This is a genomic window from Cryobacterium sp. TMN-39-2 (assembly GCF_004402745.1).
Taxonomy (GTDB): Bacteria; Actinomycetota; Actinomycetes; order Actinomycetales; family Microbacteriaceae; genus Cryobacterium; species Cryobacterium zongtaii.
In genome coordinates, this window is sequence record NZ_SOFX01000028.1 from 42645 (window position 1) to 66177 (window position 23533).

Genomic DNA, 23533 nt, shown 5'->3' on the forward strand with positions numbered 1-23533 from the left:
ATGGAACTCCGCCGGCTACGAGGCCGGTGGCGCAACCTTACCGCGCCCAGCCAGGGCGGTATCGCCGCGCAGGCCGAGCGCCGGCAGCAGCACCCCGTCGATGAGCGTGATGAGGAAGTCCCGGTCAACGGGCTTGCGTTCGATGAGGGTGCGGTAGGCGGCCATCGACGGGGTGACCAGGCAGAGGGTGTCGATGTCGCACTCGGGCGAGATCTCGCCGCGGTCGATTGCCCGCTGCATGAGGAATCGGTTGGCCGCCGCCCGCGGTTTGACGATGGCGTTGTTCGCCGCGTCGGCCATCTCGGGCGTCGCCGAGAGCATCGACATCAGCCCGGCCATGATCTGCATCTTCTTCTCGCCGTCTTCGATGGAGCGTGGCTTGATCATCGCCACGAAGTCTCCGCGCAGGGTTCCGGTGTCGGGCAGGCTGGCCTGATCCAGGTCGCCCTGCTTCATGCAGGCGACGGCGTCGATGACGAGTTCGTTTTTCGAGGGCCAGCGCCGGTACAGCGTGGCCTTGCCGGCCTTGGCCCTGGTGGCGACCATGTCGATGGTCATGCCGTCGAAGCCGGTCTCGGCGAGCACCTCGAGCGCCGCGGCCAAGATCTCCGGGTCACGGGTGTGGTCACGCTTGCGACCCAGTTTGGTCTCGGCCGCGGTGGTCTCGGCCGCCCCGGCGGGTTCGAGCTGCGTCATTGCGTCGACCTCCTTTTCGGTGACGGATCAATCCTGTATGCCTCCACATGTTACCGGGGCGTAAATTCAGGAACTGTTAAGATCCGGAACTCCACAGTATCGTATAGAGTCGCGTTTATGTCTGAAACGATGCCAGCTTCGTCTGTCGCGACGAGCACCCCCGTGCCACACTCCCGCCGGTGGTGGACCCTCAGCGTGGTCGCCCTCGCCCAGCTCATGGTCGTGCTCGACTCCACGGTCGTGAACATTGCCCTCCCCTCCGCCCAGGCCGACCTCGGCTTCTCCAACGGCGACCGCCAGTGGATCGTCACCGCGTACTCGCTCGCCTTCGCCAGCCTGCTGCTGCTGGGTGGCCGGCTCTCCGACCTGATCGGGCGCAAGCGCACCTTCATCATCGGCCTGATCGGCTTCGCGATCGCCTCCGCGCTCGGCGGCGCGGCCGGAACCTTCGGCTGGCTGGTCGCCGCCCGGGCCCTGCAGGGCGCATTCGGCGCACTGCTGGCCCCGACGGCCCTGGCCGTGCTCACCACGACCTTCACCATCCCCAAGGAGCGGGCGCGGGCCTTCGGCGTCTTCGGCGCGATCGCCGGTGCGGGCGGTGCCGTCGGACTGCTGCTCGGTGGCTTTCTCACCGAGTACTTCGACTGGCGCTGGAACCTCTACATCAACGTGGTCATCGCCATTGTCGGGGTCATCGGCGCCGCGATCTTCGTCGACCACCTGCAGCGCACCGGCCCCCGGCCCAAGCTCGACATCCCCGGCACGATCCTAGTCTCGGCCGCGCTGTTCGGCCTGGTCTTCGGCTTTTCCAACGCCGAGACGGATGGCTGGGACTCGCCGCTGACCTGGGGCATGCTCGCGGGCGCCGTGGTGCTGCTCGTCGCGTTTGTGCTCTGGCAGCGCAAGGCCGCGCATCCGCTGCTGCCGCTGCAGATCGTGCTCGACCGCAACCGCGGTGCCGCCTACCTCTCGGTGATGATCGCCGGTGCGGGCATGTTCGGCATCTTCCTGTTCGTCACGTATTACCTGCAGACGTCGCTCGGCTTCACACCAATGCAGACCGGTTTCTCGTTCCTGCCGATGATCGCGATGCTCGTGCTCGCTGCGCAGCTGTCGACGAACATCTTCGTGCCGCGGTTCGGCCCCAAGGTCATGGTGCCGTTCGGCATGGCGCTGGGTGCGACCGGCATGATCCTGCTCACCAATCTCAACCTCGACAGCACCTATGCGGCCAATGTGTTGCCGCCGCTGATGATTCTCGGCTTCGCGATGGGCTCGATCATGCCCGCCTCGATGCAGACCGCCACCCTCGGCGTCGACCGCCAGTTCGCCGGCGTCGCGTCGGCGATGGTGAACACCAGCCAGCAGGTCGGCGGCTCGATCGGCACGGCCCTGCTGAACACCCTGGCGGCCACCGCGGCGGCCGACTATGTGGCCTCGCACCTGCCCGCCACGGCCGAGGTGGCCGCACAGGCCGCGGTGACCAGCTACGCCGTCGCGTACTGGTGGGGCGCCGGTTTCTTCGCCGTCGGCGGCATCATCGCGGCGCTGCTCTTCCGCCGGATGGGCCACGGCCTGTCCCTGTCCAACGCGCACCTCGCCGCCGAGACCGAGCCGGTGGTCGCCCGCTAGGGTCGGTTGCTCTCAAGCAGGGGAACGGACGCCGGCTCGAGCGCGGCATCCGTCTTCTCGGAGCGCACGAAGCCGATACCGATCAGGATCAGCAGCCCGCCGACCAACTGCGGACCGGTGAGCTGTTCGCCCAGCAGGAGCCAGGCGTAGAAGGTGGCGGCCACCACCTCGAGTAGACCTACGAACGAGGCGAGCCTGGAGCCGAGCATTTCGCTCGCGGCGATGCTGGTGGAGTAGGCGATGGCCGTGGCCACCACGCCGATGATGATGAGCGGCAGCCACCACGGCACCGTTCCGCCGAACATCGCCACATCCGCGGTGGAGGTGGTGAAGGGCACCAAGCCGCTCAGCCCCACGGCACCCAGCAGCACGCCGCCGAGCAGCAGACCGAATCCGGCCAGCGCCACGGCCGGCAACCCCTCGCTGGGCTGCGCCGCCACGAGGTAGTAGATGGCGCAGCCCACCATGGCGGTCAGCGCCAGAGTGAGGCCGAGCACGTCCAGCCGCACCGACCCGGTCGGGTTCACCACGAGGATCAGGCCGGCCAGCGCCACGATCGAGCCGACGAGCACGACGCGCTTGGGCATCCGCCGGCTGCGCGCCCAGGCCCAGACGACGAGCAGCAGCGGGGCCATGTATTCGATGAGCACCGCGGTGCCGACCGGGATACGTTCGATCGCAGCGAAATAGGCGAGCTGGGTGCCGGCCACGCCGATGACCGCCATCGCGGGCACCCGCCACCGGGCACGCCAGAGCGTCGCCCAGCGGCCGTGTAGCGCGATGACGGCCACCGGGGCGAGCACGATGCCGCCGATGAGCACCCGCAGGGTCACGGCCGCGGCGGGACTCCAGCCACTCTCGAGCAGCGGCTTGGCCAGGGCGCCGGAGAGGCCGAACGTGGCCGCGGCGATGAGGGCGATGACCAGGCCGAGCGAGGTGGACGGGCGAGTCATGGGGCTCCACACAGACAGACAGACGACGGAATTGAAGGGGTGTTGATCATGAAGATAGTGTGGTCGTGAGTAAGGAGTCAATGTGCATTTTGCCCCTGACACCGAGGCGAGTCTGGCGTTCACGGTCGACCTCGCCAACACCGTCGCCGGCGCCACCAAAAGCGGTCTCGACGAGCTCGTCACGCCCGTCCAATTGACGGCGCTCTTTGTGGCCCACCGGTTCTCCGGCCGCCTCGATGGGACCGAGGCCGAACCGGCCGAGGTGCGCGCCACCCGTGAGCTGTTGCGCCACATCTGGCTCCTCGGCCGCGACGACGCGGCCGTGGAGCTGAACGCCATGTTGCGAAACGCCAGGGCCCTGCCCCGGTTGATGCGCCACGACGGACTCGACTGGCACCTGCACGCCACCGACCCGGCTGCTCCGCTGGCCGAACGCATCCGGGTGGAGGTGGCCCTGGCCCTGGTCGATGTGATCCGCACCGACGAGACCGGCCGGCTGCGCGCCTGCGCGGCCCAGGACTGCGCCGGCGTTCTGGTGGATCTCTCCCGCAACGGCTCGAAGCGGTTCTGCAGCATCCGCTGCGGCAACCGGATGAATACCATCGCATTCCGGCAGCGCGCCGCGGGCTAGGTCAGGGGTGCGGCCGGCGCAGGAACAGCTGGCGCAGGGCTCGGATGAGCAGGATGAAGCCGACGAGGCCGATCGAGGCACCGAGGAAAGCGAACAGCCGCACCCCCGCCACGAGGTCAGGACCGGTGTCGGAGACCACCAGCACGATGCCCAGGCTGACGGCGGTGATGCCGATCAGTACTCCAATGGCTTCGGTGACGACCGAGCCGATCCACCACCTGTCATCGGGCTCGGCGAAGGCGCGGATGCGCAGGCTGAAGGTGCCCTTGGCCAGGGAAGAGCTGATGGTCTCCAGCCGACGTGGCAGCCGACGCGCCGTGGCCTGCAACACGGCGGCCTGCGCCTGGAGCGAACCGAGAAGGCTCTTGGGAGTGACGAGCCGCCGCAGAAAATGCGGCACCCTGGCCAGCGCCGTTTCCACCATGTCGAAGTCGGGGTCGAGGATGTCCAGGCAGCGTTCCAGGGTGATCAGGGACCGCAGCGCCTGGCCCAGCGAGGTCGGCACGGCCAGGTGGTGGTCGCGGATGGTGTCGAGCATCGCGGCGAAGATCGAGCCGTTGGCGCTGTGCCGGTTCAACGTCAGCACGCGGCCCAGGTCGCGTTGCAGCGAGAGGATGTCGGCATCCGGCGGCGCCTCCACCACCAGCAGCAGGGCATCCGTCGTGGCGATATCGTCGTCGTTCGTCGCCGCGAGCAGCAGCGTCACCAGGCCCTCCCGCATGCTGCGCTCCAGCACGCCCACGTTGCCGAAGTCGATCATGCCCAGCATGCCGTCGGCCCGCAGCATCAGATTGCCGGGGTGCAGGTCGGCGTGGAAGATGCCCGTCACGATCACCTGCTCGAGAACCGCATCCAGCAGGGCCGCGGCGAGCGCCCCACGATCCTCGGGGTCCATCCGGCTCAGCCGCTCGCCCGCGGCGTTCAGCGGGAGACCGTCGATGAGGTCCATGGTCAGCAACCGGCGGGAGCTGGCCTCGGCGTACACGCGGGGCACCACGAGAACCTCGTTCTCCGCCGACGACGCCACCACGCTGCCGATCTGTTGGGTGCTGCTGAACTCGATGCGGTAGTCCAGCTCGTCTCGCAGCGACCGGCCGAAGCCCTCGGCCAGGGTCACCACGCCGAAGTCGCGCCCCCAGCTGGTCTGGTTCTCAATGCGCTGCGCGAGCCTGACGATGATGTCGATGTCCGCGGCGACCTGAGCCGCCGCGGCCGGTCGTTGCACCTTGAGCACCACTCGGGTGCCGTCCAGCAGGGTTCCGGCGTGTACCTGAGCGACGGATGCCGCCGCGAGCGGCAGTGCGTCGACCTGACTGAACACGGTCTCCAGCGGGCCGCCGATCTCGGCCTCGATCACCTGACGGATAGCCGGCCACGGCAGCGTCGCCGCGCCGGACTGTAGCGAGGCGAGCGCCCGGGTGTAGCTGGCCGGCAACAGATCGCGCCGGGTGGAGAGCAACTGGCCGAGTTTCACGAAGGTGACACCGGCCTCGTTGATGGCCGAGACGAGGGCATCCGGGGTGCGCCCGCCCTTCTTACCTTCGCGGGGAGCGCCGCCCGGCCTCTCGTTGAGGATCCAGCCGATGCCGTGTTTGGAGAGCAGCGTGAGGATCTGCAGGTAACGCTTGGTGCGCCGGCGCCGGTGCAGGGCCGCCCGGAAGGCGTCGATCGGGTTGGCGGCCGTGGTGGGCCAGAGCGCCTCGGTGGCCACCAGCATGGCCATGCCGAGCGCGAAGACCCAGCCGAACGCGAGGGCCACGAAGAGCAGCACGACCACGATCGGCACCGTGGGCGTGCCGTCGGCGGCGATCACCTGGGCCTGAATCGAGACGAAGTAGGCGAACGGCCAGCACCCGACGAAGACCAGCAGGCCCACCAGGAAGGTGCGCAGCCAGCCCACCGTGGTGCCGAGCAGGGAGCGGGTGGCGAATCCGATGGCGACGGAAAAAACGAGGGCGACCAGGATGATGACGACCCACGTCCAAAACGATTCCAACAACCCGTGCCCCGCAATCTCTCGCCGTTGGGGCTCAGGCTACCGCGCTGTTGAAGTCAGTGCAGCAGGAGTGCATACCGCACCATGTCCCGGGGTGTTCCGCCCACAGACCGCCAGGCCGGCATCAGCTCGGCGCGCTCGAAACCGGCGCGCTCGGCGGTGCGGGCGGAGCCCATGTTCCAGGGCTCCACGTAGAGTTCGAGCCGCGCCAGCGCCGGCAGGGTGCCGGCCCAGTCGACCAGCGCTCCGAGCGCCGCGGCCGCGTGGCCCTGACGGCGAGCGGTGGGGCGGATCCAGTAGCCCACGCTGGCGGAGCCGGGGTCGGCGCGCGGCCAGAGTCCGATCTGGCCGACGGCCCGGTCGGCCGGATCGGCGATGGCGAACGAGTAGCCCTCCCCGGTGCGGGACCGTTCGTGCTGCCGGTCGATGAAGGCCAGCGCGGCAGCGTGATCATTGGTGGCAGGCACGCTGGTGATCAGCGGAATCAGCTCGTCCCTCGATGCCTCTTGGATCAGCGGCGCATCCGTGGCCCTGAAGGCACGGAGGGTGACGCCGTCGCCGGGCACAACGGGCAGCCGCAGCGTCACGCGGCGCTCCGGGCCAGCAGGGTGAACGCCGCGGTGGCACGCGGGTTGTCGGCCGGGCACTCACTGCGGAAGCGGCGGGTGGCCACCCCGGCCTCGTAGGATGCGAACTCGATGTCGAAACCCGACCCCAGCTGCACGGCCAACCGCATCGCCAGGCGGATGCCGGTGGCGGTGAACTCGGCGGCCAGCTCCGGGGTGCGCCAGCCGAAGTCCTCGGTCAGCGCGTCGTAGTAGTCGATCTCCCAGCGGATCAGATCGGTGACCAGGGCGGCATCGAGCTGCGTGGCAGCGTACACGACGGGGTGCGGGCACCAGAGCACCGTGCCGGCGTAGTCGGGCAGGAGGCGCACGAGCACCGCCGACGATGACGTGGACTCACTGACGCAGTCGTCGATCGACCGGCCAGCCCTCTTCTCACGTTGCATGATCGCGCTCCCCCCAGCGTGCTGCCGTCTCTCACATTCCCCGGTACCTACGATTTCAGGTGTCGATGATCTGCGCAATTCGCGGCGGGTGCGCTGCTAGATTGCAGCGGGGGTTGATGATGACGATCAAAACAGGCCGGGTCGCGGCTGCGCTGCTGACCGTGGCGATGTTGAGCGGATGCACGGCAGTCGGTGTGCGCGAGCTGACCGCCACTCCCACGCCCGGTGCCGCTGCCGATCGGCGCGGCCTGGCCCCCGGCATCGTCGTCGCGACGGGCACCTTCACAGGGTTCGTCGACGGTAGCGGCACCACCGCGCCCCGCCCCGAGGTGCAGGGCACGATCGAGGTGTCCACGCACAACGGTCGGTTGATGGTGAGCCTGCTCGACCTCGACGTCGGCCCGGTGGCGAACACCACCATCCTCGAGCTGAATGCCCTCGACGGCAACGCGACCAGCGGTGACTTCAGGGTCGCGACGAGCTACCTGGGCGACAGCGAGGTCACCACGGCCACGACGCAGACCTTCGACCTCGGCTACGACACCGAGATGGTGACCACGGACCCCAGCTGGATGCGCACGGCCGTGATCTGGGAACGGGTCGACGGCATCGGCACTCTCGGTCGTGCGCTGGCCACTGCCCCGCTCACCTGGACTCTGCCCGACCAAGACCCCGACCTGACCGTGACGGACGCCGGCGCTGGGGACCTGGCCAGGGGCGAGGTGCACTACGACAGCGCCGGCAACCCGTCGGCCTACGTCGTGGCACCCCTCGACGCGCTGGAGACCATCGCCATCCGGTTCGGCATCACCGAGCACGACATTCTCTGGCTGAACCCGATGCGAGGCTATGGAATGGCACGGGCCGGGGAGACCCTCAATCTGAGCCTGTATGAACGCGGCCGTTGAGCGCCGGCTAGCTAGCGTCCGCTGGTGCTGACCACCGGGGCTCCGCCGCAGGAGGAGGTCTGCGCCTCGGCGACTCGAGGGTCGTCCTCTGGCAGGGCGCCCGACACGGCGGTGTATCCATTGATGGCGGTGAGCCCGTCTGTCGACACCGTGATGCCCGTGGCCATCAGGGAATAGCTGTCGTCGCGGTTTTGGGTGACCTGGAGACCGTTCAACTCGACACCGCCTTCGACGTCGAGGCATCCCACCCCGGTGCCGTTGTCGTGGGTATTCTGCATGTCGAAGGTGTACGGCCGGGCGTCCACACCGATGGGGGTCACGAACTCGCAGTCCACCAACGCGTGCAGGGTGGCACTGCGGCTGTCGTCGAGCACCGTCACGACCACACCATTGTGCAGTGTCGCCGTCCAACCGTTGTGCCCGCCGGGGCCGGCCAGGTCGTCGGCGAGGGTGACGGTGGCGCCGGAGGCCGTGCTGATGCCGAAGGTGAACGGCGAGGTCGTCTCGTCGTACCACTCGGTGTCGTTCTCGCCGTCGCCGTCGACGTCGGCGATCTCAGCGCTGACCGCCTCGGCCGGCATCGACTCGGCCGTGGCGGGACAGCCCGTGGGCATGGCGACGGCGGGGTCGACCGACGAATCTGGTGTCGCATCCGCGGAGTCGCCGGGCTCGGCCGGCGTCACGGCGCTGGTCTGGGCCGCGCCGGATGCCGCGCACCCTGAGAGAGCAAGGGCCAGGAACCCGGCGACGACGAAATACCGACCGGCGGTCCTGGTTTTCGAGTGAACGGTTGACATCAGGATGATGCTACCGACGTTGTCTGGGGGGCCTCCGTGTTTCGGGCCCGCTTTCGGAGGCGATTGCCAGCGTGGACTGCGGGCGGTGCCTGGAGAGCCCGACAACACCGTAGGCCGCGATCGCGCCGGCGATGACAAAGGCGATCAGGGCGTACGGCGGGGCCTCGGACGCCTCACCGAGCACGACGATGCCGATGCCGACCGCCACCAAGGGATCCACCACCGTGAGACCGGCGATCACCAGGTTGGGCGGACCCGTGGAGTACGCGACCTGCACGAACACACCGCCCACGACCGCCGCCGTGAGAATGCCGCCGACACACAGCAGGGTGAGCAGCGACAGGTCGCCGGCCACCAGCTGGGTGATGGTGAGTTTGGCCAGGGTGGCGACGAAGGCGTAGAGCACCCCGGCACCGAGCACGTAGGCCACGGCGGTGAGGCGGGCGCGGAGCAGCGTGAAGATCAGGCCGCAGACGATCAGGACGACGCCGAGCAGAATCAGGATGATCACCACCTGGGGCGGCTGGATGGGCCGATCGGTGGCGTACACGGCAGCGATGGAGACGAAGATCACGATGCCGCCCACGGACAGGGCCACCGAGCGCAACACGGTTCCGTCAAGCCTGGTGTGCGCGAGCCGGGAGTCCACCACGGTGGACAGCACCAGGGCGGCGACCCCGAGCGGCTGCACAACGAGCAGCGGAGCCAGGCCGAGGCTGGTCAGCTGCAGCAAAATGGCGAAGCCCAGCAGCAGCGTGCCGAGCAGCCAGGACGGTCGTCGCAACAGGGCCAGCAGCTGGCCGATACTCATCTTCTGCTGGTCGCCGGGGCGCATCCTGGAAGTCTTGCCCACGCCTCGGTGCTGCAGCTGAGCGCCGAGGGCCAGGAACACCGTGCCGGCGAGCGCGACGGCGATGCCGAGGTTCTTGCGGGCGACCGGGTCGAGAAACGACACCATCGCATCGGTGGCTTCGGTGGGCATTACGGGCACGAGCACATCCAGACCTTATTTCAGTGCGGCTGCCGCCGACGATTCGGGCGGGTCTCCGCCTGGTCGGCGGTAGGTGTTAGCGTGCCCCCATGAAGCAGAGAGAGCTCTTCCTCCAGGCGGATGCCGCGTTGCGCTCCGTCATCGACCGGATCACCCCTGACGAGCTGATGCGGCCCGCACCGGCCGACTGGGCGGTGACGTCAAACCCCACCGTACGCGACGTTGTGGCCGCGCACGCCCGCGACGAGGCCTGGGTGCCCGATGTGCTGCTCGGCAGAACAATCGAGGATGCCGGCGGCACCTACGACGGCGACCTGCTCGGCGGCGACCCGATCGCCGCCTACGACCGGCTCAACGACACGGCCACCGCGGCCGTGCAGGAAGACCTCAACCCGGAGAAGGTCGTGCACCTGAGCTATGGCGACTTCACTCTTCGGGAGTATCTCGAGCACATCAGCATCTACCGGGCGTTCCAGGCCTGGTCCATCGCCCGCCACCTCGGCTGGGACTTCGCGTTGCCGGCCGCGTTGGTGGAGACCCTCGAAGAGGTCATCGGCCCGCAGATCGACGGTTTCCGAGAAATGGGGGTGTTCCCGCCCGCGGTGCCGGTGCCCGAAGATGCGGACCGGGAGACCCGGCTGCTGGGGGCGGTGGGCTACTGGGTGCCGAAGGACTGACCGGCCTCGGCGGCCGACCGGGACCGGCGCGCCCGGTCGGCCAGGGTGATTGCTACTACGAGCACGCAGACTGTCGCGACCAGGACCACCACCACGGTGACTCCCGTGACCGAGGCGAGCAGCGGCACCAGCAGCACCAGCGCCGCCGCGGGCAGGATCACCAGGGGCTGGATCTGCGACCTGGACACCAGCACCGCGTGCACGGCCCACAGCAGCACCAGGAAGACGCCCGCCGGCAGGGCCACCGCATAGCCCAGCGCCACCGGTGACACCTCCAGGTGATGACCGGCCTCGGCCACCGCCACCTCGAGTCCGGCACCGAGGGCCGCGAGCGCGGCGAACACGCCGTAGTGGCCGTACCCCCACAGGAAGGAACGGCTGCGTTTGACGGAGAGCCCCTCCCCCGCGGGCTCGAGGAAGTAGAGCCACCAGATCGCGAACAGTGTCACCAGTGCCGCAGCGGACACGAGAACCAGGTCGCCGCTCACGCCGCCCTCGCTCAGGGCGTCCTGGACGCCGTAGGTGGCCGCCAGCACGCTCTCGCCGAGCAGGATGATGGTGAACAAGCCGTATCGCTCACTGATGTGGTGCGGGTGCCAGAAGGTCATGCCGGTGCGTTCCGCCCAGAGCGGCACGGCCAGGTCGAGCGCCGCGAAGACGAGGAACGAGAGCACGCCAACCTCTTCAGGCAGGGCCAACCGGGCCAACCAGCCCAGTTGCACGAGGCTGACCCCCGCCGCATATCGCCAGGCCGTCACCCGGCTCGCCGGATGCTCGAAGCCGGCGCGCAGCCACTGGGCCACCAGGCCGATGCGCATGATGAGGTAGCCCAGCGTGATCGCGCGAAAGTCCTGCTCGGTGAACGCTGCGGGCACCCCGGCGGCGAGCACGAGTACCCCACCCATCTGCAGCATGGTGAGCAGCCGGTAGGGCACATCGTCGGTGTCGTAGGCCGACGCGAACCAGGTGAAGTTCATCCAGGCCCACCAAATGGCGAAGAACACCATCAGGAACGGGCCGACCTCTTCGAAGCCGTGGCCGCCCTCGATGCCGTGCGCGAGCTGCACCACAAGCTGAGCCACCGCAACGACGAAGGTGAGGTCGAAGAGCAGCTCGAGCGGGCTCGCCGCCCGGTGTGCCTCGCCGGTGTCGCGGGCGCTCATGCGCCGGTGGAGTCTGAAGCCGCCCGCATCCGTCATGCGCACAGCATATTGACTGGGCGTTACGAACGCACGAGCCGGGCGATGGCGTCGCCGGCTTCCTTGAGCTTGGCCTGGGCCTCGTCGCCGCCGACGGCCACGGCGTCGACGACGCAGTGGCTGAGGTGGTCGTTGAGCAGGCCCAGGGCCACCGACTGCAGGGCGCTGGTCATGGCCGAGACCTGGGTGAGGATGTCGATGCAGTACTTGTCGTCGGTGACCATGCCCTGCAGCCCGCGGGCCTGGCCCTCGATACGGCGCAGGCGCTTGAGGTAGTCGTCCTTGTTGGAGATATAGCCGTGCGGGCCGTCGTGGGTGTGGTCTGCGGGGTGGTCTGCGGTCGTCATTGTGCGCTCCTGGCTGTCGGCTGACCTTATACCCCCTCACGGTATCACGATGGTGCGCTAGAGTACCCATAGGGGGTATCCCCATTCCGCAACATCCGTACGCAACATCCGTATCGTAAGAGAAGGTTCGCATCATGGCTCAGACAGAAACCGTCACCGACTACCTCGTCACCGGCATGACCTGCGGCCACTGCGTCGCCAGTGTCATCGAAGAGGTGTCCCTGGTGCCGGGGGTCAGCGCGGTGACCGTTGACCTCGCCGTAGGCGCCGCCAGCACCGTGCACGTCACGAGCGCAACCGCCCCCGCTCGGTCCGACATCCGCGCCGCCATCGATGAGGCCGGCTACGAACTGCAGACCACCGCGGGCGCCGCCGCGTGAACGAGCCCGTCGACCTCGTGGTCGGCGGCATGACCTGCGCGTCCTGCGCCGCCCGCATCGAGAAGAAGCTCAACCGGCTGCCCGGCGTGGTGGCCACCGTGAACTACGCCACCGACAAGGCCACCGTGCGCCTGCCGCAGGGCACCAGCATCGACGACGCCATCGCCACGATCGTGGCCACCGGCTACACGGCGCGGCTGCCCGCACCGCCCGTCGCCGCCCCGGCCGCCGAGCCGATCGAGCTGGATGCCGACACCCTCGCCCTCCGCCAACGCCTGCTGATCTCGACGATCCTGGCGATCCCGGTGGCGGTGCTCTCGATGGTGCCGGCCCTGCAGTTCACCAACTGGCAGTGGCTTGCGCTCACGCTTGCCGCCCCGGTGGCCGTCTGGGGCGCCTGGCCGTTCCACCGTGCCGCCGCACTCAACGCCCGGCACGGTGCCGCGAGCATGGACACCCTGATCAGCGTGGGTGTGCTCGCCGCGTTCGGCTGGTCGCTCTATGCCCTGTTCCTCGGCGATGCCGGAATGGCCGGCATGACCATGCAGATGGACCTGAGCATGACGGGGTCAGGGTCCGCCGAGATCTACCTCGAGGTCGCCGCCGCCGTGACGGTGTTCATCCTCGCCGGGCGCTACGTCGAGGCCCGCGCCAAGACCCGCTCCGGCGCGGCCCTGACGGCGCTGGTGAACCTGGGCGCCAAGGACGTCGCGGTGCTCCGCGGAACGCTGGAACAGCGCATCCCGATAGCCGAACTCGTCGTCGGCGACGTGTTCGTGGTGCGCCCCGGCGAGAAGGTCGCCACCGACGGCATCGTCGTCGACGGCGCCTCGGCCATCGACACCAGCCTGCTCACCGGCGAGACCGTGCCCGTGGAGGTGGGCCAGGGCGACACCGTGGTGGGTGCCACGGTCAACGCCGGCGGCCGTCTCACGGTGCGCGCCACCCGGGTCGGCGCCGACACCGAACTGGCCCGCATCGGCCGCCTGGTCGAGCAGGCCCAGACCGGCAAGGCGCCGGTGCAGCGGCTCGCCGACAGGGTGTCGGCGGTGTTCGTGCCCATCGTATTCGTCATCGCGCTAGGCACCCTGGCCACCTGGTTGGCTCTCGGCGCCACCGCCGAGCAGGCCTTCACGGCCGCCGTGGCCACCCTGATCATCGCCTGCCCGTGCGCGTTGGGCCTGGCCACTCCCACGGCGTTGCTGGTGGGCACCGGCCGGGGCGCCCAGCTGGGCATCCTCATCCGCGGGCCGCAGATCCTGGAGTCCACCCGCCAGGTGGACACCATCGTGCTTGACAAGACCGGCACCGTCACGACGGGGCGAATGTCGCTGCTCGGCGTGCACGTCACGGCGGCGGTGTCCGCCGACGCCGGCGAGACCGAACTCCTGCGGTTCGCGGGCGCGGCCGAGGCCGGCTCCGAGCATCCGATCGGCGTTGCCGTCGTGACCGGAGCCGCAGCTCGGGTCGGCGTGCTGCCGGCGGCCACCGACTTCGCCTCGGCGCAGGGCTTCGGCGTGCAGGCCGTCGTCGACGGGCACCTGGTGCTCGTGGGGCGGCCACGCTGGCTCGCCCACGAGTGGCAGATCACCCTGCCGAACGATCTGCAAGCCACGCTCGACACCGTCGAGGGTGCCGGCCAGACGGCCGTGGTCGTGGCTTGGGATGGCGAGGCCCGGGGCATCCTGACCGTCGCCGACGAGGTCAAGCCCTCCAGCGCCGCGGCCGTCGCACAGCTGGTGGACCTGGGCCTCAGCCCGGTGCTGCTCACCGGGGACAATCCCACCGTGGCACGTTCCGTGGCCGACCAGGTGGGAATCGGCGAGGTCTTCGCGGGAGTGCTGCCCGCGGAGAAGGTGGAACGGGTGCGTGCCCTGCAAGCCGCCGGCCACGTTGTGGCGATGGTCGGGGACGGGGTGAACGACGCCGCGGCTCTGGCCGCCGCCGACCTCGGCATCGCGATGGGTACCGGCACCGACGTGGCCATCGAGGCCAGCGACATCACCCTCGTGCGGGCCGACCTGCTCGCCGTGGTCGACGCCATCCGGCTCTCGCGGCGCACCCTGGGCACCATCAAGGCCAACCTGTTCTGGGCGTTCGCCTACAACGTGGCCGCGATCCCGCTCGCCGCGCTCGGTCTGCTCAACCCGCTCATCGCGGGCGCGGCGATGGCACTGTCGTCGGTGTTCGTGGTCACCAACAGCCTGCGCCTGCGCGGGTTCCGGGCGTCGAGCTAGCGCCCTCCGCCGGCCGTGCCGTGCCGGGCGGCCGGCAGTCGCCAGGCCAGCACGGCCGTGACCAGACCGACGATGCCGAACACGACCTGCAGCGGGTGGAAGCCGATCAGCGAGAACTGCACGATCTCGAAGAGCACCAGGCCCACTCCGGCGGCCAGCGAGAGAAGGCGGGCGTAGGGGCCGCGGCGCCACTGCCAGACGGCGGTGACCACGAAACCGAGCCCAACTAACAACGCCAGGGCGGCGCCGGGCAGCAGCCAGGTCTCGAACGCGGTGCCCTCGAGGGCCGCGGAATCGGCCATCAGGAGCGAACCGTCAGGGGCCAGCATCAGCAGCACCCCGCCGGCCAGCGCGGTCACGCCGGTGGCGGCCTCCAGCACGATCAAGGTTCTTTCTGATCCGGTGCGGGTGGGGGTCGGGTTTCGATGGGGGGCCTGGATGCGGTGCGTGCCGGTTGCCGTCATTCCCCGAGTATCGTCCGGCGGCCGGTTGAGCGCGAGGGGCGGCGAGCACGGTACGGCACGGCGGCACAGCACGCATCCGGCGCCCCCTAGCCGCGGGGACGGCGGGTGCGCATGCTCAGCTGCACCGCCACCGCGGCGATCAGCATCAGCACCACGGCAATGATCGACGTGACACCCACCCCGCTGTCGAACGCGGCCTTGGCCGATTCGGTGAGCGCGTGAGCGTCGGCGGCGGGCAGCTCGCCGGCCACGCCGAGCGCACCACCGAGGGTCTCGCCGGCCTGGGCGGCCGCGCCCCGGCCGAGCCCGTCGGGCAGCACCACGCTGGCCCGGTAGGACGCCGCGAGGATCGCGCCGAGCACGGCCGTGCCGAGCACGGCACCCAGCTCGTAGGCGGTCTCGGAGACCCCGGCCGCGGCACCGGCCTTGTCCGGCGGCACCGAGCTGAGGATGGTGTCGTTGGAGATCGTCTCCGCCGCGCCGACGCCCACCGAAAGGATGCCGAAGGCCAGAACCACGACGCCGGCGGTGAGGTTCTCCCGCAGCAGCACGATCAGGCCGAAGCCCACCGCGGAGAGCAGGATGCCGCCCACGATCACCAGGCGCGGCGGCACCCGCCGCACCACGTAGGCCGAGGCCAGGCCGGCCACGACCGACAACACGGCCCCGGGCAACAGCAGCAGGCCGGCGGCGAGTGGGTCGAGGCCGAGCACCAGCTGCAGGTGCTGCGACACGAAGAACAGGAAGCCGACCAGGCTGAACACGGCGAGGAAGTTGGCCAGCACCGACCCGGCGAACGGGGCGTGCTGGAACAGGGTGAGGTCCAGCAGCGGGTTGTCGATCCGCAGCTGGCGGCGCAGGAACATCGCCCCGGCCAGCAGGCCCAGCAGCAGCGCGCCGACACCGAGCACCCCGACACCGTCGTGGGTGAGGGTCTTGATCGCGAAGACCAGCGGGGCGAGGGTGAGCAGCGACAGGGCCACGCTGAACAGGTCGATGCGGAGCGGCGCCGGGTCCTTCGACTCGGGGATGAGCACCCCGGCGAGGGCGACGAGCGGCAGCAGGAACGGTACCGCGATGAGGAACACCGCACCCCAGTGGAAGTGCTGGAGCACCACGCCGCCGACGATGGGGCCGAGGCTGGAGCCGGCCGCGAAGGCGCCGGCCCACACCGCGATCGCCAGAGTGCGCTGACGGGCATCCAGGAACAGGCTGCGCAGCAGCGACAGCGTGGAGGGCATGATCATGGCGCCGAAGAAGCCCATCACCGCGCGGGCCACGATGAGCATCTCGGCGGTGGGCGCGAACGCGGCCAGGGCCGAGACCACGCCGAACCCGGTCGCGCCGATCAGCAGCAGCTTGCGGCGGCCGACCCTGTCGCCGAGGGTGCCCATGGCCACCAGCAGCCCGGCGAGCACCAAGGGGTAGATGTCGACGATCCAGAGCAGAGTCGTGCTGCTCGGGCGCAGGTCCAGGCTGATAGCCGGCAGGGCGAAGCTGAGCACGGTGTTGTCCACCGAGATCAACAGCACCGGCAGCATCAGCAGCACCAGGCCCGCCCATTCGCGGCGGCCGGCGCGGGGTACGGCGGTGGAGAGGTCGGAGGTGCGGATGTCGTCTGTGGTGCTCATGTCTACCTGGCTGAAGATTCGGGGTTCCGGGGAACGGCGAGTTTTACTGCACCATCGGGTACAGCAGATTTAGACTATACCACCAAGTACAGTAAAGTGGCGGTCATGGCCCAACACCGCGACAGCGCCCGCGAGAGCATCCTCACCGCGTTCCAGGAACTGCTCATCGACACCAGCGGGTCCGGCGCATCGCTGGACGCCGTCGCCCGTGCAGCCGGCGTCACCAAAGGCGGGCTGCTCTACCACTTCGGTTCCCGCGACGGCCTCGAGACGGCGCTCATCGACCGGCTCGAGAGGCTGGCCGACGCCGAATACGAACGGATGCGCGCCGCCCCGGCCGGCGCCGCCGCGTCCTACGTGGCGATGGCTGAGTACGTGAACAGCCCGCTGGACCGGGCGACCCTGGCCGGCGGATCCCTGGCCCGCCGCAACCCGCGCGCCCACGCCGTGATCGTGGACATGCGGCGACGCTACTTCGACATCCTCAACGAGGATCTGCGCGACCCCGACCTGGCCCGGGCCACGATGCTTCTGGCCGACGGGCTCTACTACGACGCCACGACGATCGGCGAGCCCTTCGAACATGAGCTGGATATCCCCGCGTTCCTGGCCCGCCTCACCCCGCGAACTGTGAGCTAAGCACCAGAAACCGCTGGTTTTCGGGGGTCAAGTCTCAGCTCGCGAGCGGATTAGGCGGCCTCGGCGACCTCGGCGGCGGCGACCGCCCGATAGAGGGACGCCAGCAGCAGGGGCAGCTGGCTGGCTGGCGCATCCGGTGCCTCGGGGTGCCACTGCACGCCGGTGATCGGGAGGGTGCGGTGCTCGACGGCCTCGACCAGACCGTCGGGGGCGGTCGCCACGGGAGTGAGGCCGGCGCCCAGCCGGCCGACGCTCTGGTGGTGGGCGCTCTGCACCGAGATGCGGGTGTCGCCGAGCGCCGCGGCGAGGGTGCTGGTGGAGCGGAGGACGACGGCGTGGGTGGAGAGAATCTCGTCGATGGGCACGCCGATGTTGCGGTGGATGCCGTCGTCGATGTGCTGGACGAGGTCGCCACCGAGGGCGACGTTGATGATCTGCAGTCCGCGGCAGATGCCGAGCACCGGGGTGCCCCGGTCGGCGGCGCGCTGCACGAGCGCGATCTGGCCCTCGTCGGCGTCGATGAAGTGCGGCGTCTCGCCCGGGTAGCCGGCCCGTGCACCGTAGAAGCGCGGGTCGATGTCTTCGCCGCCGACGATCACGACGGCATCGGCCGAGTCGGTGAGGTCCAGCAGCGCGGGGGCGTCGAGGTCGGCGGCGGCCAGGCGTACGACGGTCCAGCCGCCGTCGGTGCCGGCGTCGACGACCGTGGCGTTGAGGGTCTGCACCTTGGCGTGGTACTCCGGGCGATCGGGCCGGCTGCGGGTGACCTCGATGACGGCGAGGGTGGGCCGTTCGGGCAGCGACGGCGCGGGCAGGGCGGTCATGGTGGCGAGCTGGGTGGTGGTCATGACTCGCCTCCGTGACGGGATCGGGTGGTGGGGTGCGGATGGTGCGGGTTCCAGTGTGCCTGAGCCGCGCCATCGGCATCCGGTTCGCGGTAACAGGGCGCAACAGTGCCGGGGGTTCTATGCTCGACACGTCACCGCATCCGAGGGAGATCATCCATGCAGCCCAGCCGTACGCGCATACGACCGGCACTCCCCCGGATAGGCGCGGCCGTGCTGCTCGGGGCCGTCCTCGCCGTGCTCGGGGTAGGAGTCGGCGAACCGCAACCCGCCAGGGCGGATGACCCGGTGACGTTCGATCAGAGTCACATCGTCGACACCGTCGGAGCGCTCGGCGACCGGGAGCCCGAGGTGGTCGCCGCCCTCGATGAGCTCTTCGCCGGCACCCAGATCGACCTGTTCGTGGCCTACGTGTCGAGCTTCGACGGGGTGGACGACACGTCGACCTGGGCCGACCAGACCGCCGTGGACAACGGGTTCGGCGACAACGATGTGCTGCTGGCCGTGGCCACGGATGACCGGCAGTACCAGCTGTCGGTCGCCACCGACTTCGTGCTCGACGAGGCCCAGCTCGCCGAGGTGCAGAACACCGCCATCGAACCGTCGCTGCGGGAGAACGATTGGGCCGGCGCCGCCATCAACGGTGCCGCAGCCATGGAGCAGAGTGTGGCCGGCGAGCCCCTCAGCGCCCCCGTCATCACTCCTGGCGAGGCCAGCCCGAGTTCCGGCGGCTCCGGCGGCGGTTTTCCGCTCTGGATCGCCGTGTTGCTGGTGCTCGCCGTGGTTGGTGGCATCGTCGCGATCGTGATCGTGGTGCTGCGGCGGCGCGGCACCGCCCCCGTCACCGGCCAGGGCAAGCCCACTGACGAGGTGCCGACGGCCGAGCTGAAACGGGAGGCGTCGAGCGCGCTGATCGAGACTGACGACGCCATCAAGACCAGCGGCCAAGAGGTGGGCTTCGCGCTCGCCTCGTACGGGGCTGCCGCCGCGGAACCCTTCCAGGCCGCCGTGAGCGGCGCGGCCGGCAAGCTCAGTCAGGCGTTCACTTTGCAGCAGCGCCTCGACGACGCCGAACCCGACACCGAGGAGCAGGTGCGGGCCTGGTTCCGCCAGATTATCGCCCTGTGCGCCGAGGCCAACCGTGCCCTCGACGAGCAGGCCGCCGCCTTCGACGAGTTGCGCCAGCTGGAGGCTAACGCCCCGGCCGCCGCGGCCGAGCTCGACACCGAGCTGGCTGCCGTCGATGCCCTCCTCGACCAGGCCGAGGCCCGTGTGGTGGAACTCGCCACTCGGTACGCCCCCGCCGCGATCGACACCGTCGCCGACAACCCCGAGCAGGCCGCCGAACGGCTCACCTTCGCCATCAACGCGCTGGCCGAAGCCCGCACCCAGCTCGCCGCCGGCGAACCGGGCGCCGCGGCCGTGGACATCCGCGCGGCTGAGGAGGCCATCGACCAGGCCAAACTGTTGGTCGACGCCGTCGACAGGCTGGCCGCCGACCTGCAGCGGGCGGAGGCCGGCATCCCTGCGATGCTCGCCGACCTCGACACCGATCTGGTCGCCGCCCGCTCGCTGCCCGCTGCGGGCGAGGCGTCGGCCGCGGTTCCCGGGGTGATCGCCCGCACCGAGCAGACGCTGGCCGAGGTGCGCGCCAGCCTGGCCGCGCCGCCGATCAACCCGATCGAGCTGCTGCGCACCCTCGAGGCCGCGAATGCCGCCATGGATGCCGCGCTGCAGGGGGTGCGCAACGCCCAGTTGCAGGCGCAGCGCCTGCAGGCGGCGTTGGCCCAGAGCCTGCAGTCCGCGCGCAGTCAGGTGTCGGCGGCGGAGGACTTCATCACGGCCCGGCGCGGTGCGGTCGGCGCCGAGGCGCGCACCCGCCTGGCGGAGGCCGGCCGGTTGACCGCGCAGGCCGACTCCCTCGTTGCCAGTGACCCGGCCGCCGCGCTGGCCGTGTCCCAACGGGCCGGCTCGCTGGCCGCGGAGGCGACGGCCCTGGCCCGGCGCGACGTGGACAGTTTCTCGACCAATGACGATGACTTCGGCGACTTCTTCGGCGGTGGCGGGGCCAGCCGGCGCGGCGGCAGCAACGGCTCGATGGGAGCCGTGCTCGGCGGCATCCTGATCGGCCAGATCCTCGGCGGCGGCGGTGGGGGCGGCGGCATGTTCGGTGGCGGTGGCGGCGGTGGCGGCTTCGGAGGGATGGGCGGTGGCGGTCGGCGCAGCAGTGGCGGCGGCTTCGGCGGTGGCGGACGCCCCGGCAGCTTCGGCGGCAGCGGCACCCGCGGCCGGCGGGGCGGTGGCGGCCGCTTCTAGAACTCGCCTCAACCTCCCGCCGCGAGATGACAGTTGAGGCCCCTTCGATGCTCAGGAAGGGGCCTGAAGTGGCGGTGGTGTCGGCATGCCGCAACAGACCCTTTCAGCGAGCTGGAAGGGACACTTTGCCGCAACTGGGCGCGACAACCAGGCGTTACCGCCCGAGCGCGAACAGGGGCGGGGCGGGCACGTCGACCGTCAGGTCGGCGAGGATCCGGCCGACGGTGGGGGTGAACTTGAAACCGTGGCCGGAGAAGCCGGCGCCCACGATCACCGGGCCGCGCCGGTCGAGCACGAAGTTCGAGTCCGGCGTGGTCGTGTAGGTGCAGCTGATCGCGGCGAAGTCGTCGGGGTCGGCGCCGGGCAGCCATTCGCGGGCGTAACGGCGCAGGGCCAGCAGCTGCTCGGGCTCGGCGGTGAAGTCCCGGCGGTCGGGGTCGACGACGGGGCCCACGCCGTGCCAGCCGGCCTTGATTCCCTCCCCCGGTGTGTGCATGCCGTAGACCGGGGACCGCCAGTACTCGTAACCGGGCGTGCCGGGCCGGTAGCCGTGATTGAAGCCCGGCCAGGTGAAGCTGGTGTCGAGCACGGCGAAGTGCGCCGGCTGCTCCTGGGTGACCACCAGGCGCGGCAACGGCAGCAGCCCGGCGAGCAGGGTGTCGGTCCAGGCGCCGAGCGTGACGATCACCCGTTTGGCCTCGAACTGTTCGGTGTCGGTGTCTACCAGCACCCTGTCATCGCCGATCACCGTGAGCCGGGTGGCCGGCATTCCGTGCTCGATGCGCGCGCCGTGGGCGGCCGCAGCGCTCTGCAGTGCGTCGACCGACGCATCCGCGTTCAGGCGGCCGGCCTCCGGCGTGTAGAGCACCTCGGTGTCGAAGCGGATGCCCGGCCAGCGTTCCCGCGCGGCGTCGACGGCCAGCAGTTCGGGGTCGAACCCCACCGAGGTGAGGGCCGCGTGCACCGCCGCGAACGGTTGACCCTGGCCGTGGTTGACCAGGCCCACCTGCTCGAGCAGCGTGGTGTCGGCGTCGTCCTCGAGCTCCCGCCAGAGCCGCAGCGCCTCTACCAGCATGGCCACGTAGGTGGGGTCGGAGTAGCTGAGGTTGAAGTTGCGGGAGGCGCCGTGCGAGGCGCCGGTGGTGTGCCCCCGGTCGAAGCGTTCCAGCAGGGTCACCTCGCGGCCGCGGCGGGACAGCTCCCAGGCGGCCGCTGAGCCCATGGCGCCGCCGCCGAGCACCAGGGTGTCGACACGGGTGGTCATCCGAGCACCTGGCGCACTGTGAAGTCGAGGGCGGCGACGGTGAGGGCGATCGAGGCCACGTCGATGCGTTCGTCGTTGCCGTGGAACAGCATCCGGAAGGTGCCGTAGTCCCAGCGCGGGCTGAGCAGGCCGAAGCCGTAGGCGGGGATGCCGCGGCGCCGGTAGAACCGGGCGTCGGAGCCGCCGACGCTGAGCACCGGCAGCAGGTCGGCGTTCGGGTAGGCGCGGGCGACCGCAGAGCTCAGCGCGGCGAACAGCGGGGTGTCCACCGAGGAGCGGGTGGCGGCCTCGAACCTGTCGCCGACGATGTCGATGTCGACCATCAGCTCGCCGAGGGCGTGGCGCAGGTAGGCGTCCACGTGGCCGGCGTCTGTGCCGGGCAGCACCCGGATATCGAGGTCGACGGTGGCCAGCGACGGGATAACGTTTTCCTTGGTGCCTGCGCGCACGATGTTGGGCGAGATGGTGGTGTGGCTTGAGGCGTGCGCGAAGCCGGCCAGGGTGCCCAGCGCGTGCACGGCGTCGTCGATGCGGGCCGGGTCGGTGAGCCGCTCGGCCAGCTCGGCGGGAAGGCCGAGCACCGACACGTAGTGCCGCCAGTCCGCGGTGATCTGCACCGGCGCTTCGAACCGGGCCAACCGGCTCACGGCCTCGGCGGCGATCACGGCGGCGTTGCGGGCGCCCCAGGGCGCCGAGCCGTGGCCGGGGGTGCCGTGCACGACCAGGCGTCGGCCGGCAATGCCCTTCTCCCCCACCGTGGTGGTGATCGACGGCCGCACGCCCACGGGCGCGCCGCCGGATTCGGTGAGCACAAAGTCGGCGTCGATGAGGTCGAGGCGGTGCTCGGTGAGCCAGCCCACTCCGTGCCGGCTGCCGCTCTCCTCGTCGGCGACGGCCGCGAAGACCAGGTCCCCGCGCGGCCGGAACGGGCCCATGGCGAGATCGCGGATCACGACGGCGTAGCTGGCCGTGAGGTAGAGCATGTCCAGGGCGCCCCGGCCCCAGATCTCGCCGTCGACGAGCTCGGCGGTGAACGGGTCGCGGCTCCAGCCGTCCAGGTCCACCGGTACGACATCGGTGTGACCGACCAGTGCGAGCGACGGGGCGGTCTTGTCGGTGCCGCGGAGGCGGGCGATCAGCGATGCCCGGCCGGGGTGCGGTTCCACCACCTCGAGCTCGAGCCCGGAGCCGGCGAAGAACCCCTCGAGGGTGCGCACGCTGCGGATCTCGCCGCCGGAGTCGGCGGTGCCGTCGTTCACGCAGGCGTTGCGGATGAGATCGCGCAGCAGGTCGACGGTCTGGCGGGTGAGCACATCCGGGTCGGTCATCAGCGCACCATTCCCGCCAGGCTGTGGGCGAACTCGTCCAGAATGGCCCGGCCGGCCGGCCAGGCGCCGAGCTTGCTGGCCGCGTTGAGGTGCCCGGCATTGCCCACTTCGACGAAGCCGGCGCCCCATGCGGCCGCCAGGTTACGGGCGGTGCCGAGAGCGCAATACGGGTCGTCAGCACTGGCGATCACCAGGGCGGGGACGCCGAGCAGGACCGGTTCGGCCGAACGGAAGCTCGGCGCCGCCTGCGGGAACCCGGCTCCGAACCGATCCGGCGGCGCCACCAGCAGGGCGCCGCGCACGCGGCCGGGGTTCTGCGCCAGCCAGGCCGCGGCGGCCAGGCAGCCCAGGCTGTGCGCCACCAGGATCGTATCCGGCGTGGTGACGGCCGCGTCCACGGCGGCGATCCAGTTCTCGAGGTCAGGCTCGTCCCACGAGGCCGGGCGGATGCGCACGGCATCCGTCTGTGTCGCCTGCCAGCGGGACTGCCAGTGCTTCTCGTTGGAGTCGTTGATGCCCGGCACGATTGTCAGGCTCAGGGGGGTCGGCATGCAACACACACTATCCGCCGCGGCGACGCTGCCGATGAA

23 protein-coding genes are annotated in these 23533 nt (G+C 70.2%); 8 read left to right on the forward strand and 15 right to left on the reverse strand.

The window, feature by feature from the left end; all coding sequences use genetic code 11:
- Window positions 1-15 precede the first annotated feature (15 nt).
- Complete coding sequence (locus E3O57_RS10475) at window positions 16-696, reverse strand: TetR/AcrR family transcriptional regulator (protein WP_103479652.1); 681 nt, start codon at window positions 694-696, stop codon at window positions 16-18.
- A gap of 117 nt (window positions 697-813) precedes the next feature.
- Between E3O57_RS10475 and E3O57_RS10480 the strand changes: the two genes are divergently transcribed.
- On the forward strand, window positions 814-2328 hold the full coding sequence (locus E3O57_RS10480) for an MFS transporter (RefSeq protein WP_103479653.1): 1515 nt from the start codon (window positions 814-816) through the stop codon (window positions 2326-2328).
- Here the strand turns inward: E3O57_RS10480 and E3O57_RS10485 are convergent.
- Window positions 2325-3281, reverse strand: a complete 957-nt coding sequence (locus E3O57_RS10485) for a DMT family transporter (RefSeq protein ID WP_103479654.1) — start codon at window positions 3279-3281, stop codon at window positions 2325-2327. The two genes, E3O57_RS10480 and E3O57_RS10485, sit on opposite strands and share 4 nt — an antisense overlap.
- A gap of 82 nt (window positions 3282-3363) precedes the next feature.
- Between E3O57_RS10485 and E3O57_RS10490 the strand changes: the two genes are divergently transcribed.
- Window positions 3364-3912: a CGNR zinc finger domain-containing protein gene (locus E3O57_RS10490; RefSeq protein WP_103479655.1), complete on the forward strand. Its 549-nt coding sequence runs from the start codon at window positions 3364-3366 to the stop codon at window positions 3910-3912.
- A 1-nt stretch (window position 3913) separates the two neighbouring features.
- Here E3O57_RS10490 and E3O57_RS10495 read toward each other — a convergent pair whose 3' ends face one another.
- From E3O57_RS10495 to E3O57_RS10505, 3 genes are read right to left on the reverse strand one after another with little or no spacing between them, the layout of a single operon-like run.
- Window positions 3914-5911 (reverse strand): AarF/ABC1/UbiB kinase family protein, encoded by a 1998-nt coding sequence (locus tag E3O57_RS10495; RefSeq protein WP_133159808.1) that lies wholly within the window; start codon window positions 5909-5911, stop codon window positions 3914-3916.
- 53 nt (window positions 5912-5964) lie between these two features.
- Window positions 5965-6495 (reverse strand): GNAT family N-acetyltransferase, encoded by a 531-nt coding sequence (locus E3O57_RS10500; protein WP_103479656.1) that lies wholly within the window; start codon window positions 6493-6495, stop codon window positions 5965-5967.
- On the reverse strand, window positions 6492-6920 hold the full coding sequence (locus tag E3O57_RS10505) for a hypothetical protein (RefSeq protein WP_103479657.1): 429 nt from the start codon (window positions 6918-6920) through the stop codon (window positions 6492-6494). Before E3O57_RS10505 ends, E3O57_RS10500 begins: the two co-directional genes overlap by 4 nt.
- 119 nt (window positions 6921-7039) lie before the next feature.
- On the opposite strand from E3O57_RS10505, the gene E3O57_RS10510 reads away from it, so the two are divergent.
- On the forward strand, window positions 7040-7828 hold the full coding sequence (locus tag E3O57_RS10510) for a LysM domain-containing protein (RefSeq protein ID WP_133159809.1): 789 nt from the start codon (window positions 7040-7042) through the stop codon (window positions 7826-7828).
- 11 nt (window positions 7829-7839) lie between these two features.
- On the opposite strand, the gene E3O57_RS10515 is transcribed toward E3O57_RS10510, so the two are convergent.
- Window positions 7840-8625 carry a hypothetical protein gene (locus tag E3O57_RS10515; protein ID WP_088455385.1) on the reverse strand — a complete coding sequence of 262 codons (786 nt, stop codon included), beginning with the start codon at window positions 8623-8625 and terminating at the stop codon, window positions 7840-7842.
- Window positions 8626-8635: 10 nt separating this feature from the next.
- Window positions 8636-9622 carry a DMT family transporter gene (locus E3O57_RS10520; RefSeq protein WP_241990376.1) on the reverse strand — a complete coding sequence of 329 codons (987 nt, stop codon included), beginning with the start codon at window positions 9620-9622 and terminating at the stop codon, window positions 8636-8638.
- Window positions 9623-9705: 83 nt separating this feature from the next.
- Between E3O57_RS10520 and E3O57_RS10525 the strand changes: the two genes are divergently transcribed.
- Window positions 9706-10293 (forward strand): hypothetical protein, encoded by a 588-nt coding sequence (locus E3O57_RS10525; protein WP_103479659.1) that lies wholly within the window; start codon window positions 9706-9708, stop codon window positions 10291-10293.
- Here the strand turns inward: E3O57_RS10525 and E3O57_RS10530 are convergent.
- A complete protein-coding gene (locus E3O57_RS10530) occupies window positions 10272-11492 on the reverse strand; it encodes a low temperature requirement protein A (RefSeq protein ID WP_103479660.1) in 1221 nt (406 codons plus the stop codon). The genes E3O57_RS10525 and E3O57_RS10530 overlap by 22 nt on opposite strands.
- A gap of 23 nt (window positions 11493-11515) precedes the next feature.
- Window positions 11516-11839, reverse strand: a complete 324-nt coding sequence (locus E3O57_RS10535; protein ID WP_088455381.1) for a metal-sensitive transcriptional regulator — start codon at window positions 11837-11839, stop codon at window positions 11516-11518.
- Window positions 11840-11973: 134 nt separating this feature from the next.
- Here E3O57_RS10535 and E3O57_RS10540 point away from each other — a divergent pair, with 134 nt between their 5' ends.
- Entirely contained in the window at window positions 11974-12219 is a 246-nt protein-coding gene (locus E3O57_RS10540) for a heavy-metal-associated domain-containing protein (RefSeq protein WP_103460800.1), read from the forward strand.
- Window positions 12220-12248: 29 nt separating this feature from the next.
- Window positions 12249-14456 carry a cation-translocating P-type ATPase gene (locus E3O57_RS10545; RefSeq protein WP_103479692.1) on the forward strand — a complete coding sequence of 736 codons (2208 nt, stop codon included), beginning with the start codon at window positions 12249-12251 and terminating at the stop codon, window positions 14454-14456.
- Here the strand turns inward: E3O57_RS10545 and E3O57_RS10550 are convergent.
- Together E3O57_RS10550 and E3O57_RS10555 are read right to left on the reverse strand one after the other, a co-directional pair.
- Window positions 14453-14920: a hypothetical protein gene (locus E3O57_RS10550; RefSeq protein WP_133159810.1), complete on the reverse strand. Its 468-nt coding sequence runs from the start codon at window positions 14918-14920 to the stop codon at window positions 14453-14455. The genes E3O57_RS10545 and E3O57_RS10550 overlap by 4 nt on opposite strands.
- Window positions 14921-15006: 86 nt before the next feature.
- Window positions 15007-16551 (reverse strand): MFS transporter, encoded by a 1545-nt coding sequence (locus E3O57_RS10555; RefSeq protein WP_088455378.1) that lies wholly within the window; start codon window positions 16549-16551, stop codon window positions 15007-15009.
- Between the two features lie 105 nt (window positions 16552-16656).
- Between E3O57_RS10555 and E3O57_RS10560 the strand changes: the two genes are divergently transcribed.
- Complete coding sequence (locus E3O57_RS10560; protein WP_103460807.1) at window positions 16657-17190, forward strand: TetR/AcrR family transcriptional regulator; 534 nt, start codon at window positions 16657-16659, stop codon at window positions 17188-17190.
- Between the two features lie 50 nt (window positions 17191-17240).
- On the opposite strand, the gene E3O57_RS10565 is transcribed toward E3O57_RS10560, so the two are convergent.
- Window positions 17241-18038 (reverse strand): gamma-glutamyl-gamma-aminobutyrate hydrolase family protein, encoded by a 798-nt coding sequence (locus E3O57_RS10565; protein WP_241983625.1) that lies wholly within the window; start codon window positions 18036-18038, stop codon window positions 17241-17243.
- Window positions 18039-18248: 210 nt separating this feature from the next.
- Here E3O57_RS10565 and E3O57_RS10570 point away from each other — a divergent pair, with 210 nt between their 5' ends.
- Entirely contained in the window at window positions 18249-20351 is a 2103-nt protein-coding gene (locus E3O57_RS10570; protein ID WP_198416827.1) for a TPM domain-containing protein, read from the forward strand.
- Window positions 20352-20505: 154 nt separating this feature from the next.
- On the opposite strand, the gene E3O57_RS10575 is transcribed toward E3O57_RS10570, so the two are convergent.
- Genes E3O57_RS10575 through E3O57_RS10585 form a run of 3 tightly spaced genes read right to left on the reverse strand, consistent with a single transcriptional unit; the run spans window position 20506 to window position 23494 of the window.
- The gene (locus tag E3O57_RS10575) at window positions 20506-21615 is read right to left on the reverse strand and encodes an FAD-dependent oxidoreductase (protein WP_103479662.1); all 1110 of its coding nucleotides are present in this window, start codon (window positions 21613-21615) and stop codon (window positions 20506-20508) included.
- Entirely contained in the window at window positions 21612-22943 is a 1332-nt protein-coding gene (locus E3O57_RS10580; protein WP_103479663.1) for a M20/M25/M40 family metallo-hydrolase, read from the reverse strand. Before E3O57_RS10580 ends, E3O57_RS10575 begins: the two co-directional genes overlap by 4 nt.
- On the reverse strand, window positions 22943-23494 hold the full coding sequence (locus tag E3O57_RS10585) for an alpha/beta hydrolase (RefSeq protein ID WP_165787967.1): 552 nt from the start codon (window positions 23492-23494) through the stop codon (window positions 22943-22945). The genes E3O57_RS10580 and E3O57_RS10585 overlap by 1 nt, the downstream gene beginning before the upstream one ends.
- Between the last annotated feature and the right edge of the window lie 39 nt (window positions 23495-23533).

Bases quoted from the DNA above. Each gene is read 5' to 3' on its own strand.
- E3O57_RS10475 (WP_103479652.1), bottom strand. From the start codon at position 696: ATGACGCAGCTCGAACCCGCCGGGGCGGCCGAGACCACCGCGGCCGAG.
- E3O57_RS10480 (WP_103479653.1), top strand. From the start codon at position 814: ATGTCTGAAACGATGCCAGCTTCGTCTGTCGCGACGAGCACCCCCGTG.
- E3O57_RS10485 (WP_103479654.1), bottom strand. From the start codon at position 3,281: ATGACTCGCCCGTCCACCTCGCTCGGCCTGGTCATCGCCCTCATCGCC.
- E3O57_RS10505 (WP_103479657.1), bottom strand. From the start codon at position 6,920: ATGCAACGTGAGAAGAGGGCTGGCCGGTCGATCGACGACTGCGTCAGT.
- E3O57_RS10510 (WP_133159809.1), top strand. From the start codon at position 7,040: ATGACGATCAAAACAGGCCGGGTCGCGGCTGCGCTGCTGACCGTGGCG.
- E3O57_RS10515 (WP_088455385.1), bottom strand. From the start codon at position 8,625: ATGTCAACCGTTCACTCGAAAACCAGGACCGCCGGTCGGTATTTCGTC.
- E3O57_RS10525 (WP_103479659.1), top strand. From the start codon at position 9,706: ATGAAGCAGAGAGAGCTCTTCCTCCAGGCGGATGCCGCGTTGCGCTCC.
- E3O57_RS10530 (WP_103479660.1), bottom strand. From the start codon at position 11,492: ATGACGGATGCGGGCGGCTTCAGACTCCACCGGCGCATGAGCGCCCGC.
- E3O57_RS10535 (WP_088455381.1), bottom strand. From the start codon at position 11,839: ATGACGACCGCAGACCACCCCGCAGACCACACCCACGACGGCCCGCAC.
- E3O57_RS10540 (WP_103460800.1), top strand. From the start codon at position 11,974: ATGGCTCAGACAGAAACCGTCACCGACTACCTCGTCACCGGCATGACC.
- E3O57_RS10545 (WP_103479692.1), top strand. From the start codon at position 12,249: ATGACCTGCGCGTCCTGCGCCGCCCGCATCGAGAAGAAGCTCAACCGG.
- E3O57_RS10550 (WP_133159810.1), bottom strand. From the start codon at position 14,920: ATGACGGCAACCGGCACGCACCGCATCCAGGCCCCCCATCGAAACCCG.
- E3O57_RS10555 (WP_088455378.1), bottom strand. From the start codon at position 16,551: ATGAGCACCACAGACGACATCCGCACCTCCGACCTCTCCACCGCCGTA.
- E3O57_RS10560 (WP_103460807.1), top strand. From the start codon at position 16,657: ATGGCCCAACACCGCGACAGCGCCCGCGAGAGCATCCTCACCGCGTTC.
- E3O57_RS10565 (WP_241983625.1), bottom strand. From the start codon at position 18,038: ATGACCACCACCCAGCTCGCCACCATGACCGCCCTGCCCGCGCCGTCG.
- E3O57_RS10575 (WP_103479662.1), bottom strand. From the start codon at position 21,615: ATGACCACCCGTGTCGACACCCTGGTGCTCGGCGGCGGCGCCATGGGC.
- E3O57_RS10580 (WP_103479663.1), bottom strand. From the start codon at position 22,943: ATGACCGACCCGGATGTGCTCACCCGCCAGACCGTCGACCTGCTGCGC.
- E3O57_RS10585 (WP_165787967.1), bottom strand. From the start codon at position 23,494: ATGCCGACCCCCCTGAGCCTGACAATCGTGCCGGGCATCAACGACTCC.